At 18.2% G+C, this 20,892-nt stretch carries 19 protein-coding genes and 2 tRNA genes; 9 read left to right on the plus strand and 12 right to left on the minus strand.

The window, feature by feature from the left end; all coding sequences use genetic code 11:
* Positions 1–16 precede the first annotated feature (16 nt).
* A complete protein-coding gene (gene ftsY, locus GJT92_RS00145) occupies positions 17–982 on the minus strand; it encodes a signal recognition particle-docking protein FtsY (RefSeq protein WP_168919495.1) in 966 nt (321 codons plus the stop codon).
* A gap of 130 nt (positions 983–1,112) precedes the next feature.
* Here ftsY and rsmD point away from each other — a divergent pair, with 130 nt between their 5' ends.
* Positions 1,113–1,691, plus strand: coding sequence for a 16S rRNA (guanine(966)-N(2))-methyltransferase RsmD (gene rsmD, locus GJT92_RS00150; protein WP_168919496.1), 579 nt, complete (start codon positions 1,113–1,115; stop codon positions 1,689–1,691).
* Between the two features lie 8 nt (positions 1,692–1,699).
* Here rsmD and GJT92_RS00155 read toward each other — a convergent pair whose 3' ends face one another.
* Positions 1,700–1,951, minus strand: coding sequence for a sulfurtransferase TusA family protein (locus GJT92_RS00155; protein ID WP_168919497.1), 252 nt, complete (start codon positions 1,949–1,951; stop codon positions 1,700–1,702).
* A gap of 109 nt (positions 1,952–2,060) precedes the next feature.
* Between GJT92_RS00155 and recA the strand changes: the two genes are divergently transcribed.
* The 5 genes from recA to GJT92_RS00180 all read left to right on the plus strand — a co-directional run bounded on the left by recA (position 2,061) and on the right by GJT92_RS00180 (position 6,290).
* On the plus strand, positions 2,061–3,059 hold the full coding sequence (gene recA, locus GJT92_RS00160) for a recombinase RecA (protein ID WP_168919498.1): 999 nt from the start codon (positions 2,061–2,063) through the stop codon (positions 3,057–3,059).
* Positions 3,060–3,133: 74 nt separating this feature from the next.
* Positions 3,134–5,746, plus strand: a complete 2,613-nt coding sequence (alaS, locus tag GJT92_RS00165) for an alanine--tRNA ligase (protein ID WP_168919499.1) — start codon at positions 3,134–3,136, stop codon at positions 5,744–5,746.
* 95 nt (positions 5,747–5,841) lie between these two features.
* Positions 5,842–6,024, plus strand: a complete 183-nt coding sequence (gene csrA / locus GJT92_RS00170) for a carbon storage regulator CsrA (protein ID WP_168919500.1) — start codon at positions 5,842–5,844, stop codon at positions 6,022–6,024.
* 92 nt (positions 6,025–6,116) lie between these two features.
* Positions 6,117–6,204, plus strand: a tRNA-Ser gene (locus GJT92_RS00175).
* 13 nt (positions 6,205–6,217) lie between these two features.
* Positions 6,218–6,290: transfer RNA gene (locus GJT92_RS00180), tRNA-Arg, on the plus strand.
* A 54-nt stretch (positions 6,291–6,344) separates the two neighbouring features.
* Here the strand turns inward: GJT92_RS00180 and dapD are convergent.
* The 8 genes from dapD to hisS form a co-directional block, all read right to left on the minus strand.
* A complete protein-coding gene (dapD, locus tag GJT92_RS00185; RefSeq protein ID WP_168919501.1) occupies positions 6,345–7,172 on the minus strand; it encodes a 2,3,4,5-tetrahydropyridine-2,6-dicarboxylate N-succinyltransferase in 828 nt (275 codons plus the stop codon).
* Positions 7,173–7,275: 103 nt separating this feature from the next.
* Positions 7,276–9,360 (minus strand): NAD-dependent DNA ligase LigA, encoded by a 2,085-nt coding sequence (gene ligA / locus GJT92_RS00190; protein WP_168919502.1) that lies wholly within the window; start codon positions 9,358–9,360, stop codon positions 7,276–7,278.
* On the minus strand, positions 9,329–10,738 hold the full coding sequence (gene cysS / locus GJT92_RS00195) for a cysteine--tRNA ligase (RefSeq protein WP_168919503.1): 1,410 nt from the start codon (positions 10,736–10,738) through the stop codon (positions 9,329–9,331). Before cysS ends, ligA begins: the two co-directional genes overlap by 32 nt.
* An 87-nt stretch (positions 10,739–10,825) precedes the next feature.
* On the minus strand, positions 10,826–12,217 hold the full coding sequence (dnaB, locus tag GJT92_RS00200) for a replicative DNA helicase (RefSeq protein WP_168919504.1): 1,392 nt from the start codon (positions 12,215–12,217) through the stop codon (positions 10,826–10,828).
* 66 nt (positions 12,218–12,283) lie between these two features.
* Entirely contained in the window at positions 12,284–13,270 is a 987-nt protein-coding gene (gene dusA / locus GJT92_RS00205) for a tRNA dihydrouridine(20/20a) synthase DusA (RefSeq protein ID WP_168919505.1), read from the minus strand.
* Between the two features lie 72 nt (positions 13,271–13,342).
* The gene (gene der, locus GJT92_RS00210; RefSeq protein ID WP_168919506.1) at positions 13,343–14,692 is read right to left on the minus strand and encodes a ribosome biogenesis GTPase Der; all 1,350 of its coding nucleotides are present in this window, start codon (positions 14,690–14,692) and stop codon (positions 13,343–13,345) included.
* Positions 14,693–14,709: 17 nt separating this feature from the next.
* Complete coding sequence (locus GJT92_RS00215; protein ID WP_168919507.1) at positions 14,710–15,900, minus strand: outer membrane protein assembly factor BamB family protein; 1,191 nt, start codon at positions 15,898–15,900, stop codon at positions 14,710–14,712.
* A gap of 98 nt (positions 15,901–15,998) precedes the next feature.
* Positions 15,999–17,285, minus strand: coding sequence for a histidine--tRNA ligase (gene hisS, locus GJT92_RS00220; RefSeq protein ID WP_168919508.1), 1,287 nt, complete (start codon positions 17,283–17,285; stop codon positions 15,999–16,001).
* Positions 17,286–17,531: 246 nt separating this feature from the next.
* On the opposite strand from hisS, the gene tadA reads away from it, so the two are divergent.
* The 3 genes from tadA to GJT92_RS00235 all read left to right on the plus strand — a co-directional run bounded on the left by tadA (position 17,532) and on the right by GJT92_RS00235 (position 19,896).
* Entirely contained in the window at positions 17,532–18,002 is a 471-nt protein-coding gene (gene tadA / locus GJT92_RS00225; RefSeq protein ID WP_168919509.1) for a tRNA adenosine(34) deaminase TadA, read from the plus strand.
* Positions 18,003–18,034: 32 nt separating this feature from the next.
* Positions 18,035–19,273, plus strand: coding sequence for a serine hydroxymethyltransferase (glyA, locus tag GJT92_RS00230; protein WP_168919510.1), 1,239 nt, complete (start codon positions 18,035–18,037; stop codon positions 19,271–19,273).
* A 62-nt stretch (positions 19,274–19,335) separates the two neighbouring features.
* The gene (locus tag GJT92_RS00235) at positions 19,336–19,896 is read left to right on the plus strand and encodes a DJ-1/PfpI family protein (protein WP_168919511.1); all 561 of its coding nucleotides are present in this window, start codon (positions 19,336–19,338) and stop codon (positions 19,894–19,896) included.
* Between the two features lie 71 nt (positions 19,897–19,967).
* Here GJT92_RS00235 and nusB read toward each other — a convergent pair whose 3' ends face one another.
* Complete coding sequence (nusB, locus tag GJT92_RS00240; RefSeq protein WP_168919512.1) at positions 19,968–20,387, minus strand: transcription antitermination factor NusB; 420 nt, start codon at positions 20,385–20,387, stop codon at positions 19,968–19,970.
* Positions 20,388–20,882, minus strand: coding sequence for a 6,7-dimethyl-8-ribityllumazine synthase (ribH, locus tag GJT92_RS00245; RefSeq protein WP_168919513.1), 495 nt, complete (start codon positions 20,880–20,882; stop codon positions 20,388–20,390).
* Positions 20,883–20,892 lie beyond the last annotated feature (10 nt).

Here is a 20,892-nt window from a genome sequence, read left to right on the forward strand (position 1 = left end):
ATTAAAAAATTAATATTTATTTATTTTCTGAAAAAATTGTATTTATAAAATTTTTTGCATTAAATAAACATAAATCAGTCATTTTTTCTCCAGTTCCAAAATACCTTATTGGAATATTAAATTCGTCTGCTAAAGAAAAAATAATACCACCTTTTGCAGTACCATCAATTTTAGTCATGGTAATTCCTGTTACTCCTATATTACGATTAAATATTTTAAGTTGATTAATAGAATTTTGTCCAATATTAGCATCTAAAATTAACATAATTTCATCAAGAACCCCATTATTTTTTTTTATTACACGAACAATTTTTTTTAATTCTTCCATTAATGAAATATTATTTTGTAATCTTCCTGAAGTATCTGCAATTAAAATATCAATTTTATTTTTTTTAGCTTTTAATATTGCATCATAAATAATAGCAGAACTATCTTTTTTTTTTGTATTTTCTGTAAAAAAACTATTACTTTTATTACTCCAAGATAATAATTGTTCATGTGCACCTGCTCTAAAAGTATCTCCTGATGCTAAAAAAACAGATTTTCCTTGTTGACGAAAAAAATATGCTAATTTACCAATGGTTGTTGTTTTACCTACTCCATTTACACCAATAATTAATATTATAAAAAGATTTTTTTGATTACTAATAATTAATGGCACTTCTGAAGGAAGTAAAATTTTTAACATCTCTGTTTTAATATATTTATATAACTGGGAAGAATTTTCTAATTTATTTAATTTTGCATATTTTTTAGTTAAATTAATAATTTTATTAGTAGTTTTTATACCTACATCAGAAATAATTAATGTTTCTTTTAATTTAGAAAATAATTTCTTATCAATAACATATTTTTTTTTAAAAAGATTAATAATTTCTGTACCAATATTTTTACTTGTTTTAAATATTTTTTTTTTAAAATAACTAAAAAAACTTATTTCTTTTTTTTGATTATTTTTAAGAAAATTTTCTTTTTTTATCATCTTTATTTTATCAAATTTTTTTAAATTTTATAACAAAAAATACTTGATATAATTAAATTAAATTGTTATTTAAATAATATATCAAAATAAATTTTAAAGTAATTAATATTTTTTCTTTTTTAAATAAATTATGAAAAAAAATTTTTTTTTAAATAAAGTTAATATTATTTCAGGTAAATGGAAAAGTAAAAAAATAAATGTAATTAATACTAAAATATTAAGACCTACAATGAGTTTTATTCGTCATAATTTATTTAATTGGATAATGAATGACATACATATGTTAACATGTTTAGATTGTTATGCAGGAACTGGTATTTTAAGTTTTGAAGCTTTATCTAGAAATGCTTATTCAGCAACTTTATTAGAAAATAATAAAAAAATTTTTAAACAAATAAAAAAAAATATTTTTTTATTAAAAATAAAAAATATTTTTTTAATTTACAAAAATACTTTAAATTTTTTATCAAAAAAGGCAACTATAAAATATGATCTTGTTTTTATTGATCCTCCTTTTTGTAAAAAAAATATTTTATTATACAAAACTTGTATTTTATTGGAAAAAAATAATTGGTTAAAAAATAATGCTAAAATTTTTATTCAATATAAATCTAAAAGTCAAAATTTTTTTTTACCAAAAAATTGGATAATATATCGAAAAAAAAAATTTAGTATTGTTACATACATTCTATGTAAAAAAATCTATTAAAATAATATTTATAATTTTTTTATTAAAAATAAATACGGAATTTTACATATTTTCTTATCGAGAATAATATATTTCATAAAATAACAAAAATATTTAATATCTAAATTAACTAGTTTATTATCAGTAATGATTAATAAAGTTTCATTTTTTTTCATATTAAATGTAATTTTCTTGATCATCATAATTGTTTTTGGACATTCTAATTTTTGTATATTTAAAATAAAATTTGCTTTTTTATAAAAATTATTTTTTTTAGACATATTAATATATTATTAATAATAAATTTGTATTAATAATTATATTACAAATAAAAAAAATTTTACAAATATCATAAATTAAATTTATTTTAAATAATTTAAGGTCTAAATTATGAATTTAGAAAAAAAAAAACAAGTAGCTATTGAAAATGCTATTATACAAATAGAAAACCAGTTTGGTAAAGGTTCTATTATGCGTTTAGGTGATAATAGAACTATGGACATAGAATCTATATCTACAGGATCTATATCTTTAGATATAGCATTAGGTATCGGTGGATTACCTATTGGTAGAATAGTTGAAATATATGGTCCTGAATCATCTGGTAAAACTACTTTAACACTACAAATTATTGCTCAAGCTCAAAAATTAGGAAAAGTATGTGTTTTTATTGATGCAGAACATGCACTAGATCCTATTTATGCTAAAAAATTAAATGTTAATATTAATAAACTATTATGTTCACAACCTGATACAGGAGAACAAGCTTTAGAATTATGTGATTCATTAGCAAAATCAGGAGTTGTAGATGTTATTATTGTAGATTCTGTAGCTGCCTTAACACCAAAAGCTGAGATAGAAGGAGAAATAGGAGATTCACATATAGGATTAGCTGCAAGAATGATGAGTCAGGCTATGCGTAAACTAGCAAGTAATTTAAAACAATCGAATACATTATTAATTTTTATTAATCAAATAAGAATGAAAATTGGAATTTTATTTGGAAATCCTGAAGTAACTACAGGAGGTAATGCATTAAAATTTTATGCTTCTATAAGATTAGATATTAGGAAAATTGGTAATATTAAACAAGGAGATGAAATCATAGGTAATGAAACTAGGGTAAAAGTTGTGAAAAATAAAGTTGCTGTACCTTTTAAACAAGCTGAATTTCAAATTATATATGGAAAAGGAATAAATATTTATGGAGAATTATTAGATTTAGGGGTTAAAAATAAAATTATCGAAAAATGTGGATCATGGTATAGTTATAAAAATGAAAAAATTGGACAAGGAAAAATAAACGCTATAAATTTTTTAAAAAAAAATATAATTAAATCTAATGAAATTGAAAAAAAAATACGAAAAATTTTTTTTAAAAAAAAATAATATAAACAAAATTTTTTATTTTATAAATTATTTTTATTAAATAATATTAAAAATTTTATAAAGATCTGTCATATATGAAAAATAAAATAAATATAAGTAAAATGTTTTTAAATTTTTTTCATAAAAAAAAACATAAGATAATAGAAGGTAGTCCCTTAATTCCATATAACGATAAATCATTATTATTTACAAATGCAGGAATGAATCAATTTAAAGAATATTTTTTGGGATATAAAAAACCTCCTTATTCTAGAATTACTACTATACAAAAATGTATACGAGTAGGAGGTAAACATAATGATTTAAAAAATGTAGGTTTTACAAGTAGACATCACACATTTTTTAAAATGTTGGGTAATTTTAGTTTTGGAGATTATTTTAAAAAAGAAGCTATTTTTTTTGCATGGGAATTATTAACTAGTTCTAAATGGTTTAATTTAGAAAAAGAAAAAATATTTATAACTGTATATTATAAAGATATAGAAACATATAATCTTTGGTATAAAGATATTGGTATATCTAAAAAAAAAATTTTTTTAATTAAAGATAAAAATAATATTATTTTTAATTCTGATAATTTTTGGCAAATGGCTGAAACTGGACCTTGTGGTCCATCTACAGAAATTTTTTATGATTTAGGAAATAATTTTAAAAAAAATATTAATAATAATTTAGGAGAACGTTTTCTTGAAATATGGAATATTGTTTTTATTCAATTTAATAAAAATTTAGATGGAAAATTAATTCCTTTATCTATAAGATCAGTTGATACTGGTATGGGATTAGAACGTATCAGTAGTATATTAGAAGGAGTAAATTCTAATTATAAAATAAATATATTTCAAAAAATTATTAAAAATACAGCTAATATAATTAAAATTAAAGATTTAGAAAATAATTCACTAAAAGTTATAGCTGATCATATCAGATCTTCTATTTATTTAATATCAGAAAATATTATACCAAATAATGAAAAAAGAGGATATATTTTAAGAAAAATTATAAGAAGGGCAATAAATCATGGTAAAATTTTAGGAGAAAAGGGATTATTTTTTTATAAGTTAGTAAAAATATATATTAATAATCTTGAAAATAATGAAGAAAAAATATTTTTAAGTAAAAAATTAAATTTAATTAAAAATATTATAAAAAAAGAAGAAAAAGATTTTAATAAAATTATTAATAAAGGAAATAAATTATTAAATTTAGAAATTAAAAAATTAAAAAATAAATATTTATCAGGGGAAAAAATATTCTATTTATATGATACTTTTGGATTATCACCTGAATTAATAAAAAATATATGTATAAATAAAAATATAAATTTTAATGAAAAAGAATTTATTCAAAATATGAATATACAACGTGAAAGATCGAGAAAAAATAATATTTTTATAAAAAAAAATATATATTATAAAAATAAAATTTCAAAATTTACTGGATATATTAATTTTTTTTCTAATAGTAAAATATTAGATATTTATAAGAATAGTATATTAATAAATGAAATTAATGAAGGAGATATAGGAGAAATAATATTAGATATTACTCCTTTTTTTGGAGAATCAGGAGGACAAATAGGCGATATAGGATATTTAAAAAAAGATGAAAAAAATATTTTTCAAGTAAATAAAACAAAAAAAATAGGAGATTTAATTATTCATGAAGGAAAAATGATATTAGGATCATTAAAAAAAAATGAAAATTTATATTCTAAAATAAATATAAAATATCGTATAATGTTAAGTCGAAATCATTCTGCAACACACTTATTACATTCTAGTTTACTTAAACTTTTTGGTAAAACTATAAAACAAAAAGGATCTTTAATTACTGACAAATATCTAAGATTTGATTTTTCTTATAATAACAATTTAAAATTAAAAGATATTTTTCATATAGAAAAAATAATTAATCATTATATATACAAAAATATATCTATAAAAATTGAAAAAAAAAAAGAAATAATAAATAAAGATAATAGTAAATATAAAAATATAATAAGAATTGTAAATATTAAAAATATTTCAAAAGAATTATGCTGTGGTACACATGTATCTAGTACTCAAGAAATTGGTTTTTTTATAATTACAAAATTTTTAAATATTGCAAATGGGATAAAACGTATACACGCTATTACTCATGATTTAGCATTAAAATATGTACAAAAACAAAATGAAAATATTAAATTTATTACTAATTTATTTAAAATAAAAGAAGAAAATATAGTTAAAAATATTTTATCATATAAAGAAAAATTTTATGCATTACAAAATAATTTAAAACAATTAGAAAAGTATATTTCTTTACAAGAAGAAAAAAAATTATTAAAAAATAATATTTTAATAAATAATATTAATTTAATAATTAGCGGAATATATTATTTAAATCCAAAAATATTTAATTATATGATAAAAAATATAATAAAGAAATTTAAACAAACAATAATAATATTATCTACAAAATGGGAAAAAAAAATATTTTTAATTATAAAAATTACTTTAAATATTAATAATAATATAAATGCTATTGAAATTATAAAACAAATTTTTGATAAAAATATTTGCAAAATAAATGGATGTGCTAATATAGCACAAGTAAGTATTCATCTTAATAAAGATGAATATTATTTTTATTTATCTAAATTAAGAATATTTATTCTAAATAAAATAAATAAATTACATTGATATTAATTTTTTTTTAAAAATTTGAATTATTAATTAAAAAATATAATTACAAAAAATAGTGTTTTCTGTATTTTATTTCTTTTAAGGAGAAAAGGATGCTTATTCTCACTCGCCGAGTAGGCGAAACACTTATGATAGGTGATGAAGTTATGGTAACAGTTTTAGGAATAAAAGGAAATCAAGTTCGTATAGGTGTTAATGCTCCTAGAGAAATTTCTGTTCATCGTGAAGAAATATATCAACGTATACAAGCAGAAAAAAACCAAAAAACAAGTTAATTAAAATAAAATTTTTTATAATTTTCAAAATCACAAAAATAATTAATTTGACATATCTTCTTTTAAAAGATAAAATATTCTTTTTGTTATTTGGTGAGATGGTCGAGTGGTTGAAGGCGCGCCCCTGCTAAGGGTGTATACAGTTTTACTGTATCGAGAGTTCAAATCTCTCTCTCACCGAAATTTATAAAAAGCATCCGTAGCTCAGCGGATAGAGTATTCGGCTACGAACCGAATGGTCGGAGGTTCGAATCCTCCCGGATGCATTTTATTTTAAATAATTAAATAATTTTAGAAAAAATTTATTTAATTTATGATTTTTAATATTTTCCACGTAAAATTTCATTAATTTTAATTTTACTTAAAGTTTTTGTATCTACCTTTTTTACTATTATTGCACAATATAAATTATATTTACCATTTTTAGACGGGATAGTTCCTGGGACTACGACTGAATAACTAGGGATAAATCCATAATGAATTAATCCTGTTTCTCTATCATATATTTTAGTACTTTGTCCTATATATACTCCCATCGAAATTACTGATCCTTTTTTTACAACAACACCTTCTACGATTTCTGATCTTGCTCCTATAAAACAATTATCTTCTATAATAGTTGGATTAGATTGTAGAGGTTCTAAAACTCCTCCTATTCCAACTCCTCCAGAAATATGTACATTACTTCCTATTTGTGCACAAGAACCTATTGTAGACCATGTATCAATCATAGTACCTACTCCTATATAGGCACCTATATTAACAAAAGAAGGCATTAATATTGTATTTTTAGAAATATAAGATCCATATCTTATTACAGTGGGAGGAATAACACGACATTTTAAAATTTTAAAATCCTTTTTTTTAAAATTATTATTAAATTTTAAAGGAATTTTATCATAAAAATTATTATAAGATCCTTCTAGTAAAAAATTTTCATTAATTTTAAAATATAATAATATAGCTTTTTTAATCCATTGATGAGTAATCCATTTTTTTTGTATTTTTTCAGAAACTCTGATTAAACCTTTATCCAATAATTTAATTACTTTATTAATATTAATAATTATTTCTTTATTTTTTAATAAATTATTTTTTTTTTTATAATCTAAAAAATAATTTTCTATAATGTTTTCTAGATTTTTCATATAATTTTTATAATTAAAAAATTTTTTATTATATTTATTTAAAAAAAACAATATCACTAATTTATAAATTAAACAAATTATAATATTTTTTAAATAAAAATTATTAATTATTTTTTAATAAATAAATTATTTTTTTTTCATTTAAAATTTTAATATTTAATTTATGTGCTTTTAATAATTTAGAACTTGCATTTTTACCTAAAATTAAAATATCAGTTTTTTTATTAATATCAAAATTAATTTTTGCACCTAATTTTTTTAATTTATTTATAAAATTTATTCTTGTTATAAAAGAAAATTTACCAGTAATAGATATATTTTTTTTATAAAAATAATTTTTTTTTATAATTTTTTTAGAATAAATAATATTAATTTTTTTTAATAAATTTTGAATAATATTTATATTATTTTTATTTTTAATAAAATTAAATATATTTAATGATGTTTTAATACCTATTCCTTTAATATTATTTAATTCAATTAAGTTAGTATTTAAAAATTTATCTAATGTAAAAAAAAATTGTGATAAATTATAAGATGTAACTATTCCTACCTCTGGTATATTTAAAGAAAATAAAAATTTATCAAAAGTTATTTGTTGTTTTTTTTGTAAATTTTTTAATATTTTATTAATAGATTTAATTCCTAAATTATTTACTTTTTTTAAAGTAGAATTATCTAAATTTAATAAATCTATAATATTTTTTACTAAATTACCATCTACTAATTTATCAATTAATTTATTTCCTATAAAACTAATATTTATAACTTCTTTAGAAATAAAATGTTTTAAATATGCTTTTAATTGAGATTTACAAGATAATCCTTTATCACAATACAAAATATTATTTTTCTTTTTTATAAGAATTGAATTACAACTGGGACAATTTTTAGGAATTATAATATTTTCTATATTATTAAAAAAATTTTTTTCATTTATTATACCTATTATTTTAGGTATAACATCACCACATCTTTGTATAATTATAGTTTTTCCTATTTGTAAATTTAATTTTTTAATTTCATTAATATTATATAATGTTGCAGAATTAATATTTACTCCTGTAATATTAACTGTATTAAATTTAGCAACAGGTGTAATAATACCTGTTCGTCCAATTTGAAAAATAATTTTTTTTAATAATGTTTTTTTTTCTTGTGAAGGAAATTTATATGCTATAGCCCATCTAGGTGCATTAGTTGTATTACCAACTATTTCTTGTATTTTTATATCATTTATTTTAACTACAATTCCATCTATACTATAAGGTAAAAAATTTCTTTTTTTTTTAAAAATTTCATAAAATTTTTTAATTTCTAAATAAGAAGAACAAATTTTTCTATACTTAGATACAGGAAAACCATATAATTCTAAATTATTTAATATTTCTTCTTGATTCAAAAATTTTTGTTTATTTATAAAACCTATTCCATAACTAAAAAAACTTAATAAAGTTAACATTTTATTATTATTTTTTTTATTTAATTTTAATATACCTAAAGCAGCACTACGTGTATTACTAAATAATTTATGTTTTAATATAATTTTTTGATTTAATATTTTAAAATTTTTTTTAGTTATAAATATTTCACCTCTTACTTCTAATAAATTAGGAAAATTATTTTTTAAAAAATGAGGTATATTATTAATTTGAAATATTTTTTTAGTAATATCTTCTCCTATAAGACCATTTCCTCTTGTTGAAGCTCTTATTAAAAAACCATTTTTATATAATAAATTAATAGCTATTCCATCAAATTTTAATTCACAACAAAAATTTAATTTATTAATTAATTTTTTTAATGGATATAAAAATTTTTTTAATAAATCTTTTATATGAAAAACATTATTTAATGATAACATCGGTTTTTTATGACGTATCTTTTTTAAAAATATTAATGGCATAGGTACACCTACTAATTGAGTAGGTGAATACTTATTTTTTAAATAAGGAAATAATTTTTCTAATTTCTTTAATTTTAATATTAAATTATCATATTGATAATCAAGAATATTTGAATTATTTAATATATAGTATCTATAATTATGTTCAATAATTATTTTACGTAATTGTAATATTTTTTTTTTATAAATAAAAATTTTATGAATTTTATATAAAATATTTATTAATTTAGTAATATAAAATTTCAAATTTTTATTTAATTTTTTTTTTCCATATAGTACCATTATTTTTATCTTCTAAAATAATATTTTTATTTTTTAATTTATTTCTTATAAAGTCTGCTTTATTCCATAATCGGTTATTACGAGCAATATTACGTTCTTTAATTAATTTTTCAATTTCATATTTATTATAATAATCATTTAAGTTTCCATTATTTTTTAAATAATTTTTAGGATCATAAAATAATAATCCTAAAATATTACCTAATTTTTTTAATTTTAATATTAAATAATTAGCAATTAAATATTTTTTATTATTATTAGCAATATTAATTTTACGTGATATTTTAAATAATATGCTATAAGCTTTAGGAGTATTAAAATCATCATTCATTGCATTATAAAATTGATTTTCTAATGAAAAAAAATTAGTTTTTATATTTTTAATATTATAAGCATAATCAATATTATACATAGAAATATATAATTTTTGTATAGCTAATTGTGCTTGTTTCAATTTTTCTTCATTATATATAATTGGACTACGATAATGTGTAATTGTTAAAAAATATCTTATAACTTCTTTATTATATTTTAATAATATATCTTTTATTTTAAAAGTATTATTTAAAGATTTAGACATTTTTTTATTTTTAACAATTACCATACCTGTATGAATCCAATAATTAACATAAAACAATTTATTAACACAAGAAGATTGTGCTATTTCATTTTCATGATGTGGAAAAATTAAATCATTTCCTCCACCATGTATATCAAAAAAATTACCTAAATATTTATAACTTAAAGTTGAACACTCTATATGCCAACCTGGTCTACCATAACCCCAAGGGGATATCCATCCTATATTTAATTTATTAGTTAATTTCCATAAAATAAAATCTTTGTAATTATTTTTAATAAATATATTTTTAATTTTTTTATTTAATTTTAATAAATTTATTTTTTGTTTTGATAGTATTCCATAATTTAAATATTTTTTAATAGAAAACATAATATCACCATTTTTGGCTATATATGCACTATTATTAATTAATAAAATATTTATTGTATTGATTATATCATTAATATGCTTTGTTACTTTAGGTTCAAAATCTGGAGCTAATATACCTAAATTATTAAAATCTTGAGATATTTTATTAATTATTTTTTTTGTAATACTGTTAATACTTTGTTTTTTTTTTTTAGCTATATTTATAATTTTATCATCAATATCAGTAATATTTCTTACATATTTAGTTTTATAACCTAAAAATTTCAAATATCTAATAATAATATCAAATATAATAAATGTTCTTGCATGTCCAATATGACATATATCATATGGAGTTATACCACATACATAAATTTTTACTATTTTTTTATTAATAGGATAAAATTTTTTTTTACTTTTACTTAATGTATTAAAAATTTTTAACATTTATTTTCTCATAATAAAATTGTATGAAAACTTTTTTTATTTTATTATTAATGATTATTTTATATAATAAATTTTATTAAATATTCTTTAAATATTTCTCTCATTATAATAATTAGAATAATTATCAAAACGTGCAATATGATTATTAAAAATTAATTTTATAGTTCCAATAGGACCATTTCTTTGTTTTCCTATAATAATTTCGGCTATACCATGTAAATTAGTATTTTCATTATATACTTCATCTCTGTAAATAAACATAACTAAATCAGCATCTTGTTCTATAGAACCAGATTCTCTTAAATCAGAATTCATAGGACGTTTATCAGATCTTTGTTCTAAAGATCTATTTAATTGAGATAAAGCTACTACAGGAACATGTAATTCTTTAGCTAAAGCTTTTAAAGAACGAGAAATTTCAGATATTTCTAATGTTCTATTGAAAGATAAAGCAGGTACTCTAATTAATTGTAAATAATCTACCATTATTAAACTTAATCCATTATGTTCTCTAAATATTCTTCTAGAACGTAATCTAATTTCTGTTGGTGTTAATTCAGAAGAATCATCAATATATATATTTTTTTTTTTTAATAAAATTCCCATAGTATTAGAAATTCTTTTCCAATCATCATCATTTAATTGACCTGTTCTAATTTTACTTTGATGTACTCTAGAAAGAGATGCTAACATACGCATCATAATTTGTTCACAAGGCATTTCTAAACTAAATATTAGTACAGGTTTATCTTGTGATATAGCTGTATATTCACAAATATTCATAGCAAGAGTTGTTTTACCCATAGCTGGGCGCGCAGCAATTATAACAAGATCTGATTTTTGTAATCCTGCTGTTTTTTTATTTAATTCATGATAACCAGTATCTATACCTGTAACACCATTTTTAGGTGTATTATAAAAAGATTCAATTTTAGAAATTGTAACTTCCAAAATTTCTTCTAAATTCTTAGGTTTAGTATCTTTATTTAAACGTTTTTCTGCAATTTTAAATACACTAGATTCTGCAAAATTTAATAAATCTTCACTATTTCTTCCATTAGGATAATATCCTGCTTCTGCTATCTTATTTGCAACAGATATCATTTCTCTAATAATAGCACGTTCATGAACAATATCTATATAAGCATTTATATTAGATATACTTGGAATATTTTTTGATAATTCTGCTAAATAGGCAAAACCTCCTATTTTATTTAATTTATTTTTATTATCTAAAGATTCAGAAAGTGTAATTAAATCAATAGGTTTACCTAATTCTATCAAATAATACATTTCAGTAAAAATAATTTTATGTGATAATATGAAAAAATCTTCTACTATTATTTTTTCTATAACGTTATCCCATCGATTATTATCTAACATTAATCCTCCTAATATCGATTGTTCTGCTTCTAAAGAATGAGGAGGCATTTTTATTTTTTCAATTTGTAAATCTTTTTTAAATTTAAATTGTTTCATTAAATTATTTGTGTACCATATGTAAATATAATTTTAAATTTTATAAAATAATTTAAATAAAACATATTATTTTATTTTTATAAAAGATAATGCATTATCTAAAACTTTTATTTTTTTAAGATTAAGATAATTAGTTTTGTCAAAAATAAATTTTTTTAATTTATGTAATCCATTAATACCATGGAAAATATTTAATATAGGAGTAAGAATAGTTGTTAAACAAACACCATTATTTAATTCTTTTTCTATGTAAGGAAACATTGATTTTATTATTATTAAAGAATTTTTGGTAATAAATTTATTTTTACTATTATAAATATGATAATCTATATCTGTTAATATTTTAGGATTTTTAAAAATTTCACGACCTATCATAACTCCATCAACATATTTTAAATGTTTTTTTATATCTAATAAATTTTTAATTTCACCATTAATAGATATCTTTATATTTGGAAATTCTTTTTTTATTTTATAAACAATTTTATAATTTAATTTTGGAATTATTAAATTTTTTTTAGTATTAATTTTATTATATAATAATGCTTTTCTAGCATGAATAATAAATCTTTGACAACCACTTTCTATTAGTAAATTAATAAATTCACATAAAAATATATAACTATCATAATTATTAATACCAATTCTCATTTTAATTGTAATTGGTATTGAAACACTATCACTCATAGATTTTATACAATTTGATACTATTTTAGGTTGTTTCATTAAACATGCCCCAAAATTTCCTTTTTGAGATTTTAAAGATGGACAGCCTAAATTAAAATTAATTTCTTTATATCCTATTTTTTCTGCTTTTTTACAATATAAAGATAATAATTTTGGATGATTACCAGCTAATTGTAATACTAAATTATTTACATTGTAATTTTCTAATAAAATTATTTCATTATTTTTAATTGTATTTATATGTATCATTTCAGTATATAAAAGTGATTTTTTAGTTAATTGACGATAAAAATATCTACAATATTTATTTGTCTTTTTTAACATAGGAGCTACTTCAAATCTAAAATATGGAATATTATTTTTCATGTTTATAATTAATAAAATTTAATATTAGAAATAAATTATTATATATTCAATATATAATTAAATATAGAAAATTTAATTATATGGATTTTTATTCTCTTTAAATTTTAAAATTATAACACTTCCTATACATTTTAATTCTTTATAAAAAAAATTTAATAAATAACGTTTATAATTATTATTTAATTTTGTAACTTGATTACCATAGATTTTAAATATTAGAGGATGATTTTTATTTTGACTTATGTATTTTAATTTTATACGCCTACCGTTATATATCGGAGGTAAAAATGAATTAGTTGCTAAATATAAAATTTTCATAAGTTTTGAAGTATTATAAGTTTTATTAGAAATATTATATATTTTATATATTAATTTAAAAATAAAATTTATATTTTTAAGAAATTTAGCCGATATAGAAATTATAGGAAAAATATTAAATTTTATTTTTATAAGTTTTTTTAGATGTTTAATATCATTTAATGTAATTAAATCTAATTTATTAATAATTAAAATTACAGATTTCCCTTTAGAAATAATATTTTGTATTATTGATATATCCTTATTACAAAAAATTTTTTTTTCTCCGTCAATAATATATAAAATAATATTAGATTTTTTTATCATCTTATAAGATTCTAAAATTGAAAATTTTTCTATTTTATTTTTTATTTTATTTTTTTTTTTTATACCTGCTGTATCAATTAAAATAATATTTTTATTCATATTATTAAAATTATTAATTGGAACTAAAATACTTTCTCTTGTTGTTCCTGGAATATTACTAACAACCATTCTTTTTTCATTAATAATACTATTAATTAAAGTAGATTTACCAACATTAGGTAAACCTATAATAGCTAATTTTATTTTATTTTTTTTTTCTATATTATTAGATAATTCATTGATATAATTTTTATATGAATAAATTTTTTTTATATAAAAAAATAATATTTTTTTTAATTTTAAAATATCATTATTTTTAATAAAATTAATTATATAAAAATCAATACCTAAAGAATAAAATTCTTTATCTAAAAAGATTTTATTTTTTGTATTTAATAATATAATTATTTTTTTCCCATATTTTCTTATTTTTTTAATAATTTTATAATCTGTAGAATTAAGTTTATTTCCTTTTATTATTAATAAAATTAGATTTGATTCTTTAATAGATTTTAATATCTGTTTTTTTACTATGAAGTTATTTTTATAAATTTTTTTATCATAATTAGAATAACTTATTGTATCAACACAAATAAATTTAAAATTTTTAATTTTTGCACTACTATATTTTCTATCTATCGTAAAACCTGAAATTTTATTAACTAAAGAATTATATTTTTTTGTTAAAATATTATATAAAGATGATTTACCTACGTTATTACCTCCTAAAATAGTAATAATAGGATATTTAAATATCATTTTTTTATCTCTTAATTTTAATATATTGTTATAATTTTATATAAATAAATTTTATTATATATAGTTTGTATAATTAGTTTATTTTTTATTAAAAAAATAAATCTTATTTTATATTTATCAATTTTTTTATTTCCAATAAAATTTCCTGATTTATAATTTATCCAATAAATAAATCCTTTATTATTTGTAAAAAAAATATTTTTTTTATAAAAAAATAAATTATCTATTTTATTTTTTTTAAATTCATTTTGTATCCAAATTAAATTACCGTTTTTTACATCTAATGCAATAATCCTATTTTTAGAATCTATTAAATAAATAATATTTTTATATATAATAAAATTTTTATGAGTAAAATATGTCTTTTTCCAAATAATTTTTCCAGTACTTAAATCCAAAGCTATAAAATTTCCATTATAAGAAGATACATAAATATTACCATTATATATAATTGGTTTTATATCAATATCATTAATATTAAGAAAATTATTTTGATCATTAAATTTAAACAAATTCTGTTCCCAAACTAATGATCCATTATTAATAATACGAGAACTAATTATACCATTATCACTTCCTGTAATAACATTATCAAAAAAAATTACTGGAGTAGATACCCCTTCAATAGATAATTTATTTGGACGACCTAAACTGACTGTCCATAAAATTTTTCCATTATTTTTATTTAATCCTTGTAAAATATCATCCATATTATGAACTAATAAAATATCTTTTTTAATTATAAAACTAGATAATATTTCATTAAAAACATTTTGTTTCCAAATTATAGATTTATTTTTAATATTTAAAGCAAAAATTTGACCTTTTTTATTTCCTAAATATAAACAATTATTAGATATAACAGGTCCACTAGTAAAATCATTATATTTACAATATGAAAAAATACAAAAATTTTTTATAAGATTAACACGCCAAATAATTTTACCTGTTTGCATACTTATACAATAAATAATTCCATTTTTATTAGCTATATATAATAGATTATTTTTATATACAGGATATAATTTTGTATAATTGATATTATTATTTTCTATTTTTTTTTCCCAAATTAATTTTAATTGTACTAAATTTAATTGAGATATTTGAAAATTTTTTTTATTAAAAATATATTTTTTTTTATATGTACAAGATATAAGAGAAAAAGTAGAAAAAATAAATATTAAAATTATAAATTTTGATAATTTCATATTTTACTCATTATTTTAGATAAAAAGACAATACTATTATAAATATAAAAGTTTTATTCATTATATAATAAATATTATTTAAAATAATAAATTTTAACTTAAATATTTTTTAATATTTTTTTTAAACTTGATATTAATTTATTTTCTGGTACAATAATTTGTTTTTTACAATATAAATCCTTAATTATAATTGAATGATTATTTATTTCTTTTGGACCTATAATAATTATAAAATGAGATTGATATTTAATTGCTTGAATAATTTGTTTTTTTAAATTTTTAAAAAGATAACTAGTTAATATTCTTAATTTTGGAAAATTATTTCTAATTAATTCTCCAATAACTAAAATTTTTTTTAAAGTATAATTATTTTCCATTGGAATTAAAAAAATATCTATTAAAAAATTTATATCTAATTTTATAGATTTAGTATTTTTAATTAATAGAATTAAACGTTCCATTCCAATTGCACATCCAACCCCATTTTTATCTTTATTAAAACTCATTTTATTAATTAATTTATCATATCTACCACCTCCACAAATAGTTTTAGAAGTACCTAAACTATTAGTTTTCCATTCAAATACAATATCATTATAATAATCTAATCCTCTAACTAAATAATTATTTATAGTAAATTTTATATTCATAATATTTAAAATTTCACATAATTTCCTAAATTTATTTGTACTTCTTTTATCGAGAAAATTCTTTAATTTAGGAGCATAATTTAATAATTTTTTAATATTTTCATTTTTACTATCTAATATTCTTAATGGATTATTATATATTTTTTGTTGATTATTAAAATCTAAAAATTTTAAATTTTTTTTAAAAAATAATATTAATTCTATTATATATTTTTGTCTATCTATTATAGAACCAATAGAATTAATTTCTAAAAAAATATTATTTGTAATATTTAATTTTTTCCATAAATTATTTGTTATAATAATTATTTCAGCATCTATATAAGGAGGTTTTAATCCAATTATTTCAATACCAATTTGATTAAATTGTCTATATCTTCCTTTTTGGGGTCTTTCATATCTAAACATTGGTCCATTATACCAAAAACGTCTATTATTATAAAAAATATTATTCTCTACTATAGAACGAAGAAATCCTGTAGTTCCTTCCGGACGTAAAGTTAATGAATCTTTATTTTTATCTAATAAATTATACATTTCTTTTTTTACAATATCTGTATATTCTCCAATAGTTTTTTTAAATAATTCACTTTTTTCTAAAATAGGTAATTTTATTTCTTGATAACCATAATTTTTTAAAGTATTTTTAATAATATTTTCAATATTTTCCCATAATAAAGTATCTGGAAATAAATAATCATGCATACCATGAACAGAAGTAATTTTTTTTGTCACTATAAAATATTCTCTTTATATATAAATATTAATTTAAATAAAATTTTAATTACTTTATAATAATTTAATTAAAATTTTAAGTGATGTTGTTATTTTTTATTAATAAATTAATAAAATTAAAATATTTAAAATTAATGAAATAAAATATAAAATAATTTTATTTTATGATTATAAAAATAAACATATACATTAATTATATATAATATGTTTAAATTTTAATGTAATCAAATATAAAAATTTATTATAATGAATAATGATATTTATTGGATGAAATATACTTTAAAAATAGCTATGTTAGCAAAAAATTCTGGGGAAATACCAGTCGGAGCAGTTATTATTAAAAATAATAAGATTATTTCTTATGGTTATAATAATTCAATAAAAAAAAATGACCCTACAGCACATGCTGAAATAATAGCTTTAAGAAAAGCAGGAAAATATTTAAAAAATTATAGATTATTAAATACAACTATGTATGTAACATTAGAACCATGTCTAATGTGTTTTGGAGCTATAGTTATCAGTAGAATTTCTCGTTTAGTATTTGGTACATATAATAAAAAATATAACAAAAAATATAATAAAATAGGAATGTTTATAAATTTATTAAAAATTTATAATATTAATCATAAATTAAAAGTTAGACCCGGTATTTTAATTAAGGAATCTAAAAATATTATAAAAAATTTTTTTTCTGTAAAAAGAAAAAAAAAATGATTTTTTATTTTTAACAAAAAGGTTTATTTATTTTGAAAAAAAATTTAAAACATGACATAGAATTATTTAATTTAATAAATAAAGAAAAAAGAAGACAAGAAGAAAATATTGAATTAATAGCTTCTGAAAATTATGTTTCTTCTAATATTATGTATGCACAAGGATCTCAATTAACGAATAAATATGCAGAAGGATATCCTAATCATAGATATTATGGTGGATGTAAATATATAGATAAAATAGAAAAATTAGCTATAAAAAGGGCTAAAAAATTATTTAATGCAGATTATGCAAATGTACAACCACATTCAGGATCACAAGCTAATTCTGCTGTATATCTAGCTTTATTAAAACCTGGAGATATTATTATGGGATTAAAAAATTCTCATGGAGGTCATTTAACACATGGATCCTTAGTAAATTTTTCAGGTAAAATTTATAAAAATATACCTTATAAAATTAATAAAAAAGGAATAATTGACTATGATTATCTATTATACTTAGCAAAAAAATATAAACCAAAAATTATTATTGGAGGATTTTCTTCATACTCTAGAATATGTAATTGGAAAAAAATAAGAAGTATTGCTGATATAGTAGGATCATATTTTTTAGTTGATATTTCACATATTGCTGGATTAATTATTTCAAAATTATACCCAGATCCATTATCTTATGCACATGTAGTCACAAGTACAACACATAAAACATTAGCTGGTCCTAGAGGTGGTATTATTTTATCTACAAAAAAAAATAAAAATTTATTTAAAAAATTTGATAAAGCAGTATTTCCTGGTATTCAAGGAGGCCCATTAATGCATATTATAGCTGCTAAAGCAGTAGCTTTTAAAGAAGCATCAAAACCCAATTTTATTATATATCAAAAACAAATATTAAAAAATTCGAAATTAATGGTAAAAATATTTAAAAAATATAAATATAACATAGTATCAAATAATACAGATAATCATTTATTTATAATAGATTTAACTAATAAAAAAATAACAGGTATAGAGGCTGAAAAATTATTAGAAAAATATAATATTATAGTAAATAAAAATAGTATTCCTGATGATATAAATCCTCCTAATATTACCTCAGGAATAAGAATAGGAACTCCTGCAATTACAAAAAGAGGTTTTAAAGAAAAAGAAGTATTTTTATTATCTAAACATATAATAAATATTATAAATAACAAAAATATATATATTAAAAATATAAAAGATAGTATAATAAAGTTATGTAAATTATTTCCTGTATATAAAAAATAAAATTAATTTATATTAAAAAAAATTTTTTATTATTTTATATTTATCTAAATAAGGCATATTTTATGGTAGAATGTTATTCTGTTTTACTTTGTGTTACAGATGGTGTAGAAGATATAGAAACTGTTTCTTCTATAGATATCTTAACTAGAAGTAATATTAATGTTATAATAGTAAGTATAAATAATAAACGTGAAATAATATGTGCACATGGTACTAAAATCATAAGTGATATTTTTTTAAAAAAATTAAAAGATAATGTAAATATAAAAGCAATTTTACTTCCTGGTGGTTTAAAAGCATCAAAGGATTTTAGTAAAAATTTTCTTTTATTAAAATATTTAAAAAAATTTAAAAATACTAAAAGAATAATAGGTGCGATATGTGCATCTCCTGCAATGGTTATTTCTTCTAATAATATTTTTCCTACAGCAAAAATGACAGGATATTTAGATTTTAAATTTTTAATACCATATCATCAATGGTCAAAATATCCAGTTTTTTGGGATGATAGACATAAATTATTAACAGCACAAAGTGTTAAGTATGCTATTGAATTTAATTTAAAATTGGTAAAAATTATTTTAGGAGAAAAAATTTCTTCAAAAATTGAAAAAGAATTATAACCTTTATAATAAAATAAAATTTAAAAATTTTATTTATTCATTAATAAATAAATTCTAATACAGAAAATATTTTAAATTCTTAATTTATTTGCTATTTTATCTAATACACCGTTAATAAATTTATAGCTATTATCAACTCCACCAAAGCTTTTTGCTAAATAAATACTTTCATTTATAACAACTTTATATGGAACATCCAAACGATTTATTAATTCATATGATGAAATACGTAAAATTGCTTTTTCAATTTGTCCTAATTCAAATAATTTACGAGATAAAAATGGTTTTATTACATTATCTAAATAAATACTGTTAATTATTACACCATTTATTAAGTCATTAAAATAATCAACATCAATACTTTTAATATCTTCTATAGATTCATTTAAAAAATAATATTGTATGTCACTAAAATTATTTTTGGATAATTGCCAAGAATATATTGCTTGTAAAGCATATTTTCGTGCTCGATATCTATCTGTAAATTTCACTTAGTTTTCCTTTGTATTTTTTTTAATTAATTTTATTGATTTAAATATATTAATCATTTCTAATAAAGTTAAAGCGGCTTCAGTACCTCTATTACCTATTTTTATACCAGATCTTTCTATTGCTTGTTCAATATTATTTGTTGTTAAAATACCAAAAGAAACTGGAATATTATTTTTAACCGATAGATTCGATATTTGAGAACAAACTTCTTGTGATAAATATTTAAAATGAGATGTTTTTCCTTTAATAATAGTTCCAATAGCTATTATACCATCATAAAAATTTTTTTGTATTAATAATTGAATTACTGATGCTATTTCATAACTTCCTGGAACCCAACATATTGTTATATTTCTTTTTTGTACCATTCCTATTCTTTGTAAAGTATCTATAGTAGCATATAATAAATTTTTATTTATGAATGTGTTAAATCTTGATATAACAATTGCTATAATTGCATTAGGAGCTATAATATTTTCATCTATTATTTTCATAAAAATCCTT

The organism is Enterobacteriaceae endosymbiont of Donacia clavipes, assembly GCF_012570365.1.
Taxonomy (GTDB): domain Bacteria; phylum Pseudomonadota; class Gammaproteobacteria; order Enterobacterales; family Enterobacteriaceae.